This window comes from Streptomyces sp. NPDC056987 (genome assembly GCF_042673865.1).
GTDB lineage: Bacteria > Actinomycetota > Actinomycetes > Streptomycetales > Streptomycetaceae > Streptomyces.
On sequence record NZ_JBHURV010000041.1, the window covers coordinates 39,640 to 52,502 of the forward strand.

Consider the following 12,863-nt stretch of genomic DNA (forward strand, 5'->3'; position numbering starts at 1 on the left):
CGGTTGCCCTGAGTCAACAAGGGGGCGGGCGGCGCGGGGGCGGGGGCGCCCGTAAAGCGGACAAACAACCCCTCGCCGGTGGCGCCGGGCTAGTAGCGCTGGTTCAGGTAGCCGAGGAGTTCCTCGTGCAGGACCCCGTTCGACGCCGCCGCGTTGCCGCTGTGCGGGCCCGGACGGCCGTCGAGGCCCGTGAAGCTGCCGCCCGCCTCCTGGACGACGATCGCGGGCGCGGCCATGTCCCACAGCGACAGTTCCGGTTCCGCGCACATGTCCACCGAGCCCTCGGCGACCATCATGTAAGGCCAGAAATCGCCATAACCGCGCGTCCGCCAGCACGCCCGGGACAGATCCAGGAAACCGTCCAGCCGGCCCTGCTCCTCCCAGCCGGTCAGCGAGGAGTACGCGAACGACGCGTCCTGTACGCGCGACACGTCCGAGACACGCAGCCGCGTCGCGGACGACAGACTGCGCCCCGTGTACGCGCCGCCGCCCTTCGCGGCCCACCAGCGGCGGCCCAGCGCCGGCGCGGACACCACGCCGACGACCGGTTCGAAACCGCCCTCACCGGCCACCATCAGCGCGATCAGCGTCGCCCAGACCGGTACCCCGCGTACATAGTTCTTGGTGCCGTCGATCGGGTCGACGACCCAGCGGCGCGGGCCCGTGCCCTCGACGCCGTACTCCTCGCCCAGGATCGCGTCGCGCGGCCTCGCCCGCTGGAGGTTGCCCCGGATCAGCTCCTCGGCCGCCTTGTCGGCCTCGCTCACCGGGGTCATGTCCGGTTTTGTCTCGACCTTCAGGTCCAGAGCCTTGAACCGGTCCATCGTCGCGGCGTCGGCGGCATCCGCCAGTACATGGGCGAGACGCAGGTCATCGTGGTAGTCGGGCATGGGCGCCACAGTATCCACCGGGGCGGTGGAGCTGCCACGGGCCCCTCGGCCCGGTCGGCCGGAACCCGACGACGGTCTTGACAGTGAGCGACGGTCCGTCAACTCTGTGCGCAGAGCCACGGCCCCGGAGGCGATGATGCCCAGCGCGCGTGAAGCCCTGCTCAGTGCTGCCCTTTCGGCCCTCGCCGACCAGCCGTGGTCCGCGGTGCGCATGGTCGACGTGGCGGCGGCGGGCGGGGTCTCCCGGCAGACCCTGTACAACGAGTTCGGCAGCAAGGACGGCCTCGCCCGCGCCCTGGTACGGCGTGAGGCGGACCGCTACCTGCACGGAGTGGAACGGCTGCTGCGCGAACGCGCGGACGCCGCCGACCGGCTGGTGGCGGTCGCCGAGTGGACCGTGGGGGAGGCGCGCGCCCGGCCGCTGCTGCGGGCGCTGCTCACCGGCTGCTGGGGCGAGTGGCTGCCCGCCCCGCGCCCCGCACGGCCCGACGCGATCCCGTCCGGCATCCCGGCGCAGCGCCGCGCCGACGCGGGACCGCCCGCCACCACCGAGCTCGTGGCACTCGTACGGGACAGATCCGCGGCCGCGCTCGACCCCACCCGCAAGGATCACGGGCGCCCGGACCCTGGCCGTCCGGAGCACGGCCGTGGCGAACACGGTCACGCGGGCCACACCGGCCCCGTCGGCCACAGCCGGTTCACCGCGTACGGGCGTACGGAACTGCTCTACCGATGCGAACTGGCCATGCGGCTCGCGCTCGCCCATCTCGTCGCGCCCGGCGCCGAACCCGTGGGACCGCTGGTCCGTACCGCCGTCACGGCCCCGCCGTCCGCGCTGCTCAGTGCGCCGAGCCCGAGAGCTGGAGCCCGATGACGCCCACGATCACCAGCGAGATGGAGATCAGTTTGAGTACGGACACGAGGTCGCCCAGGAAGACCATGCCGTAGATCGCCGTACCGGCCGCGCCGATGCCCGTCCACACCGCGTACGCCGGGCCCACGTCGAGCTTCTTCAGGGCGAGGGTCAGCAGTCCGAAGCTGCCGAGCGCGAAGGCCGCGAAGGCGATCGTCGGCCAGAGGCGGGTGAATCCGTGGGAGAGCTTGAGACAGACGGCGAAGCCCGTCTCCAGGATTCCCGCCACCACAACCAGCAGCCACGCCATGTCAAACGTCTCCCCACGTCAGTGACCGCCCGGCGCGTCGGGTCTGCCGCCGACCGTCTGTGACCAACTGTGACAGGGCTGTCCCTCCTGATGGTGATTATGCCCTTACCAGTCGCGTCGGCCCGCAAACACGGCCCTGGCCCGGCGCCGTCAGTCGCCCTCGCGCCGCTCGCGTGTGGCGAGCAGCCGCCGGAGCGAGTACAGCCGGGCCGGATCGGCGTGCCCCTTGGCCACCCACGCGTCGAGCGCGCACTCCGCCTCGTCGTGGCTGCACGCGCGCGGACACCCCTCCGTACCCGGCACCAGGTCGGGGAAGGCCAGGATGACCCGCGAGGGATCGACATGGTGCAGGCCGAAGGAGCGGATGCCGGGGGTGTCGATCACCCAGCCCTCCGCCTTGGCCAGCGGCAGCGCCAGCGCCGAGGTGGTGGTGTGCCGGCCGCGCCCCGTCACGGCGTTGACGTCACCGGTGATCCGCTGCCTGTCGTCCGGCACGAGGGCGTTGACCAGGGTCGTCTTGCCGACGCCCGAGTGGCCGACGAAGGCTGTGACCCGGCCGTCGAGGTATTCCCGTACGAGATCGGCCGCGTGACCGCTCATCAGCTCGTCCCGGCGCGTGACGACATGACGGATGCCCAGCGCCCGGTAGGTCTCCAGCAGTTCGTCCGGCGGCGCGAGGTCCGACTTGGTCAGGACCAGCAGCGGTTCGAGCCCGCCGTCGAACGCGGCGACGAGACAGCGGTCGATCAGCCGGGGGCGCGGCTCCGGGTCGGCGAGCGCGGTGACCACGGCGAGCTGGTCGGCGTTGGCGACGACCACGCGCTCGTACGGGTCGTCGTCGTCCGCCGTGCGCCGCAGCACGGAGCGGCGCTTCTCGATCCGTACGATCCGGGCGAGCGTGTCCTTCTTGCCGGACAGGTCCCCGACGAGAAAGACCTGGTCCCCCACCACGGCGGCCTTGCGGCCCAGTTCGCGCGCCTTCATCGCCACGACGGCCCGGTCCTCGACGAGACAGGTCAGCCGCCCCCGGTCGACGGTCAGGACCATGCCCTCCGACGCGTCCTCGTGCTTGGGCCTGATGTTCGTACGCGGCCGGTTCCCCTTGGGATTGGGGCGGGAGCGGATGTCGTCCTCGTCGGGGTTCTTGCCGTAGCGCCGCATGCCCTCAGGCACCCGCTCCCGCGAGCATCTCTGTCCACATCCGCGGGAAGTCGGGCAGGGTCTTGGCGGTCGTGCCGACGTTCTCGATCTCCACACCGGCCACGACGAGGCCGATGATCGAACCCGCCGTCGCCATGCGGTGGTCGTCGTACGTGTGGAACACGCCGCCGTGCAGCGGGCGCGGGCGGATGTGCAGACCGTCCGCGGTCTCGGTGACGTCACCGCCCAGCTCGTTGATCTCCTTGGTGAGCGCGGCCAGCCGGTCCGTCTCGTGGAGCCGCAGATGGGCGACGCCGCGCAGGGTGGACGGCGAGTCGGCGAGCGCGGCGACCGCCGCGATGCCGGGCGTCAGCTCCCCGACCTCGCTCAGGTCGAGGTCGACGCCGTGGATCCGGCCCGTACCGGTGAAGGTGAGGCTGGTGCCCCCGGCCGTCTCGGTGAACTCGCAGGAGCCACCCATGGCGGTGAAGATCTCGCGCAGCGCGTCGCCCGGCTGGGTGGTCCGTACCGGCCAGTCGGGAACGGTCACCCGGCCGCCGGTGACCAGCGCGGCGGCCAGGAACGGCTGGGCGTTGGACAGATCGGGCTCGACCGTCAGGTCGCGGCCGAGGAGCGCGCTGGGGGAGACCCGCCAGACGTTCGGCTCGCCGCCCGTCTCGGGCTCGTCCACCTGCGCGCCGACCCCGCGCAGCATGTCGACGGTCATCCGGATGTGCGGCAGGGACGGCAGCCGGGAGCCCGTGTGGCGCACCTCCACGCCCTGGTTGAAGCGCGGCCCCGAGAGCAGCAGCGCCGAGACGAACTGGGAGGAGGCGGAGGCGTCGATCTCCACCGTGCCGCCGTCCAGCGCGCCGCTGCCGTGCACGGTCAGCGGGAGCGAGCCGCGGTCGTCGTCGTCGATCCGGGCGCCGAGGGCGCGCAGCGCGTCGATGACGCTGTGCAGCGGACGCTCGTACGAACGGGGGTCGCCGTCGAAGCGGACGGGCCCGTCGGCGAGGGTCGCCACGGGCGGCAGGAAGCGCATCACCGTACCGGCGTTGCCGACGTCGACCGCGGCGGGGCCGCTCAGCCCGGCGGGGATCACGCGCCACGCCTCGCCGCTGGGGCCGCCGCCGGAGCTGGACGAGACGGTCTCCTCGATGCCGACGCCCATCGCGCGCAGCGCCTCGGCCATGAGCAGCGTGTCGCGGGAGCGCAGCGGACGGCGCAGCCAGCCGGGCTCGGCGGCCAGCGCGGCGAGGACGAGGCCGCGGTTGGTGACCGACTTCGATCCGGGCACGGTGACCGTCGCGTCGACGGCCCCGCTCGCGTAGGGGGCGGGCCAGAGGGCGGACTGCACGGAGCTTTCGGTCATGACCCACACTTTAGTGGCTCTTGACGGTGCCGGATCCTGATCAAATACGCAGCAACCCGGGCGTAATGTGAAGGTGATAGGCGGTTCGGCGCCGCAGTGCTCACAGGTCCGGGCTCACAGGTCCAGCAGCCAGCGTCCGCCGCCGATCAGGGAACAGAGCGAGACGGCGTGGAAGAAGAGCAGCCACAGCGTCGGCGGCGTGTGGGTGAGCCGGCCGAGCTGGTCCGCGTCCGAGTCCCCGGCGCCGTCGTACCGTCGCTTCGACTGGAGCTCGAACGCCGGGCGCACGCCGCCGAGCAGCAGGAACCAGACGGCGGTGTACGCGAAGGCCGCCTGGACGTCGGGGCTGGTCAGCCAGGAGATGAGGAGGAAGGCGGCACCGGTGACGATCACGGTGAGTGCCCCGTACGCGTTGCGGATCATCACCAGCATCGCGAGCAGCAGCGCGGTCGTCAGCCAGAGCAGGAGAGTGATGTGGTCCGCGGCGAGCAGCCAGGCGCCGCCGAGCCCCAGCAGGGGCGGCGCGGTGTAGCCGGCGGCGGCGGTGAGGATCATGCCGAGGCCGGTGGGCTTTCCCCGGCTGACGGTGAGGCCCGAGGTGTCGGAGTGCAGCCGTATCCCGTCGAGTCTGCGCCCGGTGCACAGGGCTATCAGCCCGTGGCCGCCCTCGTGCGCGATGGTGATGGCGTTACGGGAGAGCCGCCACAGCGCGCGCGGGACCACGGCGACGAGCGCGACGGCCGCCGTGGCGATCACCAGCCACTCGTCCGGTGCCGACTGGGTGCCGAAGACGCGATCCCAGAGATCGCCGAGCGAGGTCGGGTCGATGCTGGCCATTTCTCGGGCGGCTCCTCAACTGGGGGTACGTCGTGGCAGTCTGGCACTCATACGCGGTACGGGGGAAAGACGCTCAGCCGCCGCCCACCGTTCCGGCGGACGGGAAACGCACAGGCAGTTCGTAAGGTGGTTGATGGGGAATGTGCGGCAGGTACGCGGCGAGCCGCCGGCCCGAGGACCTTCAGGGGATCTTCGGCATCGAGAAGTGGGAGCCGGAGGAGACGCTCGCCCCGGACTGGAACGTGGCGCCCACCAAAGAGGTCTACGCGATCCTTGAGCGCCCCCTGAAGGACGCGCCCACGCCCCGTCCGGTACGCCAGCTGCGACGGCTCAGGTGGGGGCTCGTCCCGTCCTGGTCGAAGACGCCGGAGGGCGCCGCCCGGATGATCAACGCGCGGGCCGAGACCGTCCACGAGAAGCCGTCCTTCCGCCGGCCCTTCGCCTCGCGGCGGTGCATCCTGCCCGCCGACGGCTACTACGAGTGGGTCACCGGCTCCGACGAGCGGCAGCTGGAGGAGCAGGGCAAGAAGAAGCGGACGCGGAAGCAGCCGTACTTCGTCACCCCCGCCGACGGCTCGGTGATGGCGCTGGCCGGGGTGTACGAGTTCTGGCGCGACCCGACGCTGCCGCCCGACCACCCGCTGGCCTGGTGGGCGACCTGCTCGGTGATCACCACGGAGGCGGAGCGGACCCCGCTCGCGGTGGCGCCCGCGGAGGGGCCGGGGGCGCTGGCCGACATCCACCCCCGGATGCCGCTGATGCTGACCCCGGAGCGCTGGGACGCCTGGCTGGACCCGGCCCGTACGGACCCGGACGACCTGCGGGGGCTGCTGGAGCCGCCGCCGGCCGGGCTGATGCGGGCGTACCCGGTCGCGACGGCGGTCAGCAGCGTCCGCAACAACGGGCCCGAGCTGCTGGAGGAGCTGGCCGCGCCGGAGGAGAGCACGCTGTTCTGAGGAGCGTGCTCTGGCCCGGGGAGGGGCCCAGGGGTGGGGAGGGCCCGGGGGCGGCAGGATGGCTCTGTGACTCAGGATGACCGTGTGGCCCAGGACCGCCTTGTGACCCGTGTGAATCGTGACATGCCTCGGGAGCCGACGGCCGAGACCGTGGAGACCCCCGCCGGGGACGCCAGGATCACCTGGCACCCCGCCCCCGACCCGCACCTCGTCCTCGCCCTCGGCCATGGCGCGGGCGGCGGGATCGAGGCGCGGGACCTGCGGGCCCTCGCCGTGGCGCTGCCGCCGCTCGGGGTGACCGTCGCTCTGGTGGAGCAGCCCTGGCGGGTGGCGGGGAAGAAGGTGGCGCCCGCGCCCGCGACCCTCGACACCGGCTGGCGGGCGGTGTGGCCCGCGCTGGAGCGGCCGGGGCTCGGCCTCGTCGCGGGCGGGCGCAGCGCCGGGGCGCGCGTGGCCTGCCGTACGGCGCGCGAGCTGGGCGCCCGCGCCGTACTGGCGCTGAGCTTCCCGCTGCACCCGCCCGGCCGTCCCGAGAAGTCCCGGGCGGCGGAGCTGCTGGGCTCCGGGGTGCCCACCCTGGTCGTACAGGGAGGCAACGATCCCTTCGGAAAGCCGGCGGAGTTCCCCGAGGGGGCGGTGGAGTGGGCGCCCGGGGAGACAGGGGAGACGCCGGAGGGGGTGACGCGGTCGCCGGAACCCTCCGGAGGCGGTTACGGGCTCCTTGAGGTGCCGTACGGCGATCACTCCTTCGCCGTACCCAAGAAGGCACCGCTCGGACCGGACGGCACCCTGGAAGTGATCACCGGGGGCGTCGCCCGGTGGCTGGCGGCCCTGGGCGGTTCCCGGCGGGAATGATGCGCGAGGGGTCGCTGTTGTGACGAACGTCGGTACACAGCGCATCGAGAGGGAGTCCGTCGTATGGGTTCGACCATCTGCCCGCGCCGCAAGGACGCCACTGACCTGGAGTGGACGGTGCTTTCCGCGGCCCGGAACGCCCCGGGTCGGGCCGGCGCCGGAGCGGACCGACAGGCCCCGTCCCGGCAAGGTCGACTATTCTCCGATTCGAGTGGGTCCGCTTTTGGATCCGCCGGGGCATTGGAGGAGGTGGGTCCGGTCACTGGGACCGACGGAGCGACGGACGACGGCCACATCGAAGAGACCACTGCCGAGCGCAACGCCCGCTTCGAGCGGGACGCCCTGGGCTACCTCGATCAGATGTACTCGGCCGCGCTGCGCATGACGCGCAATCCGGCCGACGCCGAGGACCTGGTGCAGGAGACCTATGCCAAGGCGTACGCGTCCTTCCACCAGTTCCGTGAGGGCACCAACCTCAAGGCGTGGATGTACCGCATCCTCACGAACACCTTCATCAACTCGTACCGCAAGAAGCAGCGCGAACCCCAGCGCAGTGCCGCCGAGGAGATCGAGGACTGGCAGCTCGCGCGCGCCGAGTCGCACATGTCGACCGGGCTGCGCTCCGCCGAGTCGCAGGCGCTGGACCACCTCCCGGACTCCGATGTGAAGTCGGCGCTCCAGGCGATTCCGGAGGAGTTCCGGATCGCCGTCTATCTCGCCGATGTAGAGGGCTTTGCGTACAAGGAGATCGCGGACATCATGGGGACACCCATCGGTACGGTGATGTCACGACTCCACCGTGGCCGCCGCCAGTTGCGCGGCATGCTGGAGGATTACGCCCGTGACCGCGGGCTCGTCCCGGCAGGTGCCGGGGAGTCGTCGGACGATCGGAAAGGTTCGGGCTCATGAGCTGCGGAGAGCCGCATGAGACGGATTGCGCCGAGGTTCTCGACCACCTCTACGAGTTCCTCGACCGGGAAATGCCCGACAGCGACTGCACCAAGTTCGAGGTCCACTTCGAGGAGTGCTCCCCGTGCCTGGAGAAGTACGGCCTGGAGCAGGCCGTGAAGAAGCTGGTGAAACGGTGCTGCGGCCATGACGACGTACCGGCCGACCTGCGCGCCAAGGTACTGGGGCGGATCGACCTGATCCGCTCGGGCGAGGCGGTGCCCGACCACGACGTGACATCGACGACGGCCGTGACCACGGCGGCCGGCGGCGAGCTGCCGGGGACCGGCCTGCCCGGAGTCGCCAAGGAGTGACGCGTCCCCCTCGGGACCGTCCCCCCCTCGGGACCGTCCCCTCGTCGGGACCGTGTCCTTCGGGACGCGGGTGGACTCGGGACGCCGGTGGACCATGACGGGGGCGTATCGCGCGCTGCGCGGTGCGCCCCCGTCATGGTCCATAGCACCTTATTCACCCGAAGGTGCTAATCAGCGCCAATTACCCGATGATCGCCCCCCAACTCGCTAGCCTGACCCTCTGTTTGGGCGGCGTCGAGGGAGGGGGCTGGGACGCGTGAGGGCCATACCGGGTGCGGCGCGCGCGTACATTCTGGTGACCGCGCTCTGCGCCGCCGCCTGTGTCCAGCCCGCCCTGCGCGAACCCGGCTCCACCCCCTGGCTCGCCGCCGGGCTGCTCGCCGTGGTCTACGCCCTCTGCGAGCTGCCCGCCCGCTGCCGCGTCCTCGGGCGCTCGCTGAACGGCTCCGTACCCGTCGCGGCCGGGTCGTTCTTCCCCGTGCTGCTCGCCGCCGCCCTGCTGCTGCCGCCCGCCGCCGCGGCGCTGGTCGCCGTGCCCGGCGCGCTGCTCGGCCGGATCGAGCAGCGGCCGCGGAGCGCGCGGCGGATCTGGCGCGCTGCCCAGCTCGCCCTCGCCACCTGGGCGGCGTCCCGGGCGCAGGCGGTCTTCGGCGGCCCCGTCGCGCTCGGCGGCGGGGGGTACGGGCTGACCGTGCCCGACTTCCCGTACGTCCTGCTCCCCGCGGGCGCCGCGGCCCTCGCCTTCTGCCTGGTGGTCACCGCGCTGGACGGCTCCATCCTCGTCGTCGCCGAGCGGATGGACCCGCGCACCGCCTGGCGCGGACTGCTGGCGAGCTCCCTCGCCCCGCACGCCGCGCACGGGCTGGCCGGACTGATGATGGCCGTCCTGTGGCGCAGCCCGTACGGGCCGCTGTCGGCGCTGCTGGTCCTGCTGCCGATGTACATCTCCTGCTGGGTCTTCGCCCAGTACCACCGCGAGCGCGCCGCCCACCAGGCCACGATCAGGGCGCTCGTCCAGGCCGTCGACATCAAGGACACGTACACCCGGGGACACAGCGAGCGCGTGGGACACGCCTCCGTGCTGATCGCCCGGGAGATGGGCATGGAGCGGGAGCGGATCGAGGTCCTCCGCTTCGCCGGGATCCTGCACGACGTCGGCAAGCTCGGCGTACCGACCCGGGTGCTCCGCAAGGACGGCCCCCTGACCCCCGAGGAGCGCCGCGTCATCGAACTGCACCCCGAGTACGGGCACGAGATGGTGCGGGGCATCGCCTTCCTCGGCGAGGCGCGCGGCGCGATCCTCCACCACCACGAGCGGCTGGACGGCAGCGGATACCCGTACGGGCTCGCCGGGGACCGGATTCCCGAGTTCGCCCGGGTGGTGGCGGTGGCGGACGCCTTCGACGCGATGACCTCGACCCGTTCCTACCGGCGCGGGCGGCCGGTCGCGACGGCGGTGGCGGAGCTGGAGCGGTGCGCGGGGACGCAGTTCGACCCGGCGATGGTGCGGGCGCTGGTACGGGCCCTGGACCGGCACGGCTGGCGGACGGCGGTCACGGCGGACGAGGAGACCGCCCCGTCCACCCCGTCCGCCCCGCCTTCCCCACCAGCCCCCGGGCCGCGCGGAAACGTCCCTTCGGCGCACACCACCGCACCGGGCGCGGCGGCCGGGGCGTACCGCACGGCCGGCCCGCGCACGACCGAGACCCGGACGACGGGAACCTGTACGACCACCGGGACCCGGGCGCCGGACACCGGGGCGCCCGGTGGCGTGCCCCGTGGCGGTCGACGATGACCGCCGCCACCACCGTCCAGGCGCCGCCGGACCACGCCCGCACCCGCGCCCTCCCCCTCACCGTCGTCGCCCTGTACGGCGCGGCCGGGCTGCTCACCGCCGCCGGCCTCGGCTCGACCCTCTGGCACGGCCTCGCGGAACCCCGGGTCGCCCTCGCCTTCGGCGTCCTCGTCGCCGTCGGCGAACTGGCCCGCTGGGGCGCGCTCCCCGGCGAACGGGAACCCGCGCCGCTCGCCGCCGCCGGGGCGCTCGGCTACGCCCTGCTCGGCGAGAACGCCGGGCAGGAGACCACGCACGGCGTCCTGCAGACCGTCGCCGTCGTCCTCGCCGCCACCCTCGCCGGCGCCGCCCCCCATGTCGCGCGCGGTCACGGCCCCACCCCCGACCAACTGGTCCGGCGGGTGCTCACCGTCGGCTTCGCCGCCGTCTGCTTCCAGCCGCTCTACAACTCCGGCGAACTGCGCGAACACGTCGGCGCCGGACCCGGCCACGCGCTCCTGCTCCTCCTCCTGCTGGTCCTCACCGCGCTCTGCGACGCCGTACTGGCCGCCCTGATGGTGCGCGCCCGTACCCGCCACCCCTTCGGCCCGCTGCTCCGCGACGAGCTGCGGGCCCTGCTGCACATCGGCTCCGCCGTCTGTGCCACCGGCGCCGTGATCGCCCTCGGCGTCGCCGTCGCCGGACTCTGGGCGCTGCCCGTGTTCTGCGTACCGCTGCTGCTCACGCAGCTCTCCTTCCGCCGGTACGCCGCCGTACGCGCCACCTACGCCCAGACCATCGCCTCGCTCGCCCGCGCCACCGAGATCGCCGGCTACACCCGGCAGGGACACGCCCGCAGGGTCGCCGACCTCAGCCGGGCCGTCGGCCGCGAGCTGGGGCTCTCCGGGCCCGAGCTGACCGTCCTGGAGTACGCCGCCCTCATGCACGACATCGGCCAGCTCTCCCTCGTCGACCCGGTGCCCGAGGGCGCCACCGCGCCGCTCCCGGTCGCCGAACAGCGCCGTATCGCCCTGCTCGGCGGCGCCGTGGTCCGGCAGACCGGAGTGCCCGCCGCCGTCGCGATGGTGGTGGAGCGCCAGGCGGATCCGTACCGCGAACAGCCCCTCCCCGCCCGGATCATCCGCGCCGTGAATGCGTACGACGACCTCGCCGGGGAAAGTGCCAGTGCGGGTGGGCCGCTCGGAGCGCTGGAGCGGCTGCGGCTCGGCACGGGGCACGACTACCAGCCCGAGGTGGTCGAATCCCTGGCGCGCGTGCTCTCCCGGGGCGGCCCGGCCGCTGGTGGGGCGGGGTAACCCATGGGTAATGAGCGGGCGTCCGACCGGGCATGGTTGGATGCGAAGAAGAGGGTGGAAGAAGAGGGTGTCAGGGGGCACTGCCCGACGACCGGCAGGCGGGAATCGTGAAGATCTTCGGGAAGGTACGGCATCGGCCCTCCGCCTCGTGGCGGCAGGCCACCGACCGCGCGTTCACGCTGATCGGTGACGGCCGGTACGAGGACGCGGGCGCGCTGCTGACGCGCGCCGCCGATCTGGAACCGTGGCTCTCCGAGTCCTGGTTCAATCTGGCGCTGCTGCACAAGTTCCGGCACGACTGGGAGCAGGCGCGTGCCGCCGGGCTGCGCGCCGTGGCCCTGCTCGACAAGGAGACCGGCGCCCCGGACTGGTGGAACGTCGGGATCGCCGCGACGGCGCTCCAGGACTGGCCGCTGGCCCGCCGCGCCTGGCAGGCGTACGGGCTGCGCGTGCCGGGCGATCCGCACAGCGTCCAGGCGAACGGCGAGCCCGAGGGCATGGCGCTGGGCAGCGCGGCCGTCCGGCTCTCCCCGGAGGGCGAGGCCGAGGTGGTCTGGGGCCGCCGGATCGACCCGGCGCGGATCGAGGTGCTGTCGATCCCGCTGCCCTCGTCGGGGCGCCGCTGGGGCGAGGTCGTCCTCCACGACGGCGTGCCGAACGGGGAGCGCACGACCTCCGCGAGCCCGGACGGAGCCGTCCGCGCCTACCCGGTCTTCGACGAGATCGAGCTGTGGGCCCCCTCGCCCGTACCCACCTGGGTGGTGCTGCTCGAAGCGGCCACGGAAGGGGACCGGGACGCCCTGGAACGGCTGGCCGCGGACGCCGGTTTCGCCGCCGAGGACTGGTCCTCCTCCGTACGGCTGCTCTGCCGCTCCTGCTCGGAGTCGACGATGCCGAGCGCCGAGGGTGACGGCGAGCACCTCGATCCGCACGACCACAGCGAGCCGGGCCACCCGGGGCCGCTGGGGCACCGTACGGCCGGCGAGCTGTGGGCACCGGAGCGCGAGTGCGGGATCGCGGCGCCGCCCGGGCTGGTGCGCGGCCTGCTCGACGGATGGGTGGCCGACAGCCCGGACAGCCGGGAGTGGCGCGACCTCGAAGAGGTGTGCTGACCGCAGGGCGGGGACGGCCCCCGGGGGAGCGCCGGAGGGCCAGGTCCGCTGCCCTCCCGGTCACCCGCAGGGTCCGGGAACCTGGTGAGCCTTGCGTGGGCTGCCCTTAGGCTGTACGGGCACACCGGCACACCGCCCGGGATCGTGCAAGCAGCATCGGTACCGAGGAAGGCGTACTGCGGA

At 73.0% G+C, this 12,863-nt stretch carries 13 protein-coding genes; 8 read left to right on the plus strand and 5 right to left on the minus strand.

Annotated elements, in window-relative coordinates; genetic code table 11:
* Nucleotides 1-89: 89 nt before the first annotated feature.
* A complete protein-coding gene (gene hisN / locus ACFTZC_RS34060; protein WP_382896378.1) occupies nucleotides 90-890 on the minus strand; it encodes a histidinol-phosphatase in 801 nt (266 codons plus the stop codon).
* A 136-nt stretch (nucleotides 891-1,026) separates the two neighbouring features.
* On the opposite strand from hisN, the gene ACFTZC_RS34065 reads away from it, so the two are divergent.
* Nucleotides 1,027-1,764, plus strand: a complete 738-nt coding sequence (locus ACFTZC_RS34065) for a TetR/AcrR family transcriptional regulator (RefSeq protein WP_382896381.1) — start codon at nucleotides 1,027-1,029, stop codon at nucleotides 1,762-1,764.
* Here the strand turns inward: ACFTZC_RS34065 and ACFTZC_RS34070 are convergent.
* The 4 genes from ACFTZC_RS34070 to ACFTZC_RS34085 all read right to left on the minus strand — a co-directional run bounded on the left by ACFTZC_RS34070 (nucleotide 1,730) and on the right by ACFTZC_RS34085 (nucleotide 5,396).
* Entirely contained in the window at nucleotides 1,730-2,053 is a 324-nt protein-coding gene (locus tag ACFTZC_RS34070) for a multidrug efflux SMR transporter (RefSeq protein WP_365812171.1), read from the minus strand. The genes ACFTZC_RS34065 and ACFTZC_RS34070 overlap by 35 nt on opposite strands.
* Before the next feature lie 150 nt (nucleotides 2,054-2,203).
* Nucleotides 2,204-3,214, minus strand: a complete 1,011-nt coding sequence (rsgA, locus tag ACFTZC_RS34075; RefSeq protein WP_382896479.1) for a ribosome small subunit-dependent GTPase A — start codon at nucleotides 3,212-3,214, stop codon at nucleotides 2,204-2,206.
* Nucleotides 3,215-3,218: 4 nt separating this feature from the next.
* On the minus strand, nucleotides 3,219-4,568 hold the full coding sequence (gene aroA, locus ACFTZC_RS34080; protein WP_382896384.1) for a 3-phosphoshikimate 1-carboxyvinyltransferase: 1,350 nt from the start codon (nucleotides 4,566-4,568) through the stop codon (nucleotides 3,219-3,221).
* A 114-nt stretch (nucleotides 4,569-4,682) separates the two neighbouring features.
* The gene (locus ACFTZC_RS34085) at nucleotides 4,683-5,396 is read right to left on the minus strand and encodes a M50 family metallopeptidase (RefSeq protein WP_382896482.1); all 714 of its coding nucleotides are present in this window, start codon (nucleotides 5,394-5,396) and stop codon (nucleotides 4,683-4,685) included.
* A 149-nt stretch (nucleotides 5,397-5,545) separates the two neighbouring features.
* Here ACFTZC_RS34085 and ACFTZC_RS34090 point away from each other — a divergent pair, with 149 nt between their 5' ends.
* The 7 genes from ACFTZC_RS34090 to ACFTZC_RS34120 all read left to right on the plus strand — a co-directional run bounded on the left by ACFTZC_RS34090 (nucleotide 5,546) and on the right by ACFTZC_RS34120 (nucleotide 12,680).
* Nucleotides 5,546-6,361 carry an SOS response-associated peptidase gene (locus ACFTZC_RS34090; RefSeq protein WP_382896387.1) on the plus strand — a complete coding sequence of 272 codons (816 nt, stop codon included), beginning with the start codon at nucleotides 5,546-5,548 and terminating at the stop codon, nucleotides 6,359-6,361.
* Nucleotides 6,362-6,484: 123 nt separating this feature from the next.
* The gene (locus ACFTZC_RS34095; RefSeq protein ID WP_382896390.1) at nucleotides 6,485-7,216 is read left to right on the plus strand and encodes an alpha/beta family hydrolase; all 732 of its coding nucleotides are present in this window, start codon (nucleotides 6,485-6,487) and stop codon (nucleotides 7,214-7,216) included.
* Nucleotides 7,217-7,465: 249 nt separating this feature from the next.
* Entirely contained in the window at nucleotides 7,466-8,125 is a 660-nt protein-coding gene (locus tag ACFTZC_RS34100; protein ID WP_365812177.1) for a sigma-70 family RNA polymerase sigma factor, read from the plus strand.
* Complete coding sequence (gene rsrA, locus ACFTZC_RS34105) at nucleotides 8,122-8,478, plus strand: mycothiol system anti-sigma-R factor (RefSeq protein ID WP_382896393.1); 357 nt, start codon at nucleotides 8,122-8,124, stop codon at nucleotides 8,476-8,478. The genes ACFTZC_RS34100 and rsrA overlap by 4 nt, the downstream gene beginning before the upstream one ends.
* Before the next feature lie 256 nt (nucleotides 8,479-8,734).
* Nucleotides 8,735-10,273: an HD-GYP domain-containing protein gene (locus tag ACFTZC_RS34110; protein ID WP_382896396.1), complete on the plus strand. Its 1,539-nt coding sequence runs from the start codon at nucleotides 8,735-8,737 to the stop codon at nucleotides 10,271-10,273.
* A complete protein-coding gene (locus ACFTZC_RS34115; protein WP_382896399.1) occupies nucleotides 10,270-11,568 on the plus strand; it encodes an HD-GYP domain-containing protein in 1,299 nt (432 codons plus the stop codon). Before ACFTZC_RS34110 ends, ACFTZC_RS34115 begins: the two co-directional genes overlap by 4 nt.
* Before the next feature lie 107 nt (nucleotides 11,569-11,675).
* The gene (locus ACFTZC_RS34120; RefSeq protein WP_382896402.1) at nucleotides 11,676-12,680 is read left to right on the plus strand and encodes a tetratricopeptide repeat protein; all 1,005 of its coding nucleotides are present in this window, start codon (nucleotides 11,676-11,678) and stop codon (nucleotides 12,678-12,680) included.
* Nucleotides 12,681-12,863 lie beyond the last annotated feature (183 nt).

What these genes read in the sequence shown, in the direction of transcription:
- ACFTZC_RS34090 (WP_382896387.1), top strand. Translation starts at nt 5,546, where the DNA reads ATGTGCGGCAGGTACGCGGCGAGCCGCCGGCCCGAGGACCTTCAGGGG.
- hisN (WP_382896378.1), bottom strand. Translation starts at nt 890, where the DNA reads ATGCCCGACTACCACGATGACCTGCGTCTCGCCCATGTACTGGCGGAT.
- aroA (WP_382896384.1), bottom strand. Translation starts at nt 4,568, where the DNA reads ATGACCGAAAGCTCCGTGCAGTCCGCCCTCTGGCCCGCCCCCTACGCG.
- rsgA (WP_382896479.1), bottom strand. Translation starts at nt 3,214, where the DNA reads ATGCGGCGCTACGGCAAGAACCCCGACGAGGACGACATCCGCTCCCGC.
- ACFTZC_RS34065 (WP_382896381.1), top strand. Translation starts at nt 1,027, where the DNA reads ATGCCCAGCGCGCGTGAAGCCCTGCTCAGTGCTGCCCTTTCGGCCCTC.
- ACFTZC_RS34070 (WP_365812171.1), bottom strand. Translation starts at nt 2,053, where the DNA reads ATGGCGTGGCTGCTGGTTGTGGTGGCGGGAATCCTGGAGACGGGCTTC.
- ACFTZC_RS34095 (WP_382896390.1), top strand. Translation starts at nt 6,485, where the DNA reads ATGCCTCGGGAGCCGACGGCCGAGACCGTGGAGACCCCCGCCGGGGAC.
- rsrA (WP_382896393.1), top strand. Translation starts at nt 8,122, where the DNA reads ATGAGCTGCGGAGAGCCGCATGAGACGGATTGCGCCGAGGTTCTCGAC.
- ACFTZC_RS34115 (WP_382896399.1), top strand. Translation starts at nt 10,270, where the DNA reads ATGACCGCCGCCACCACCGTCCAGGCGCCGCCGGACCACGCCCGCACC.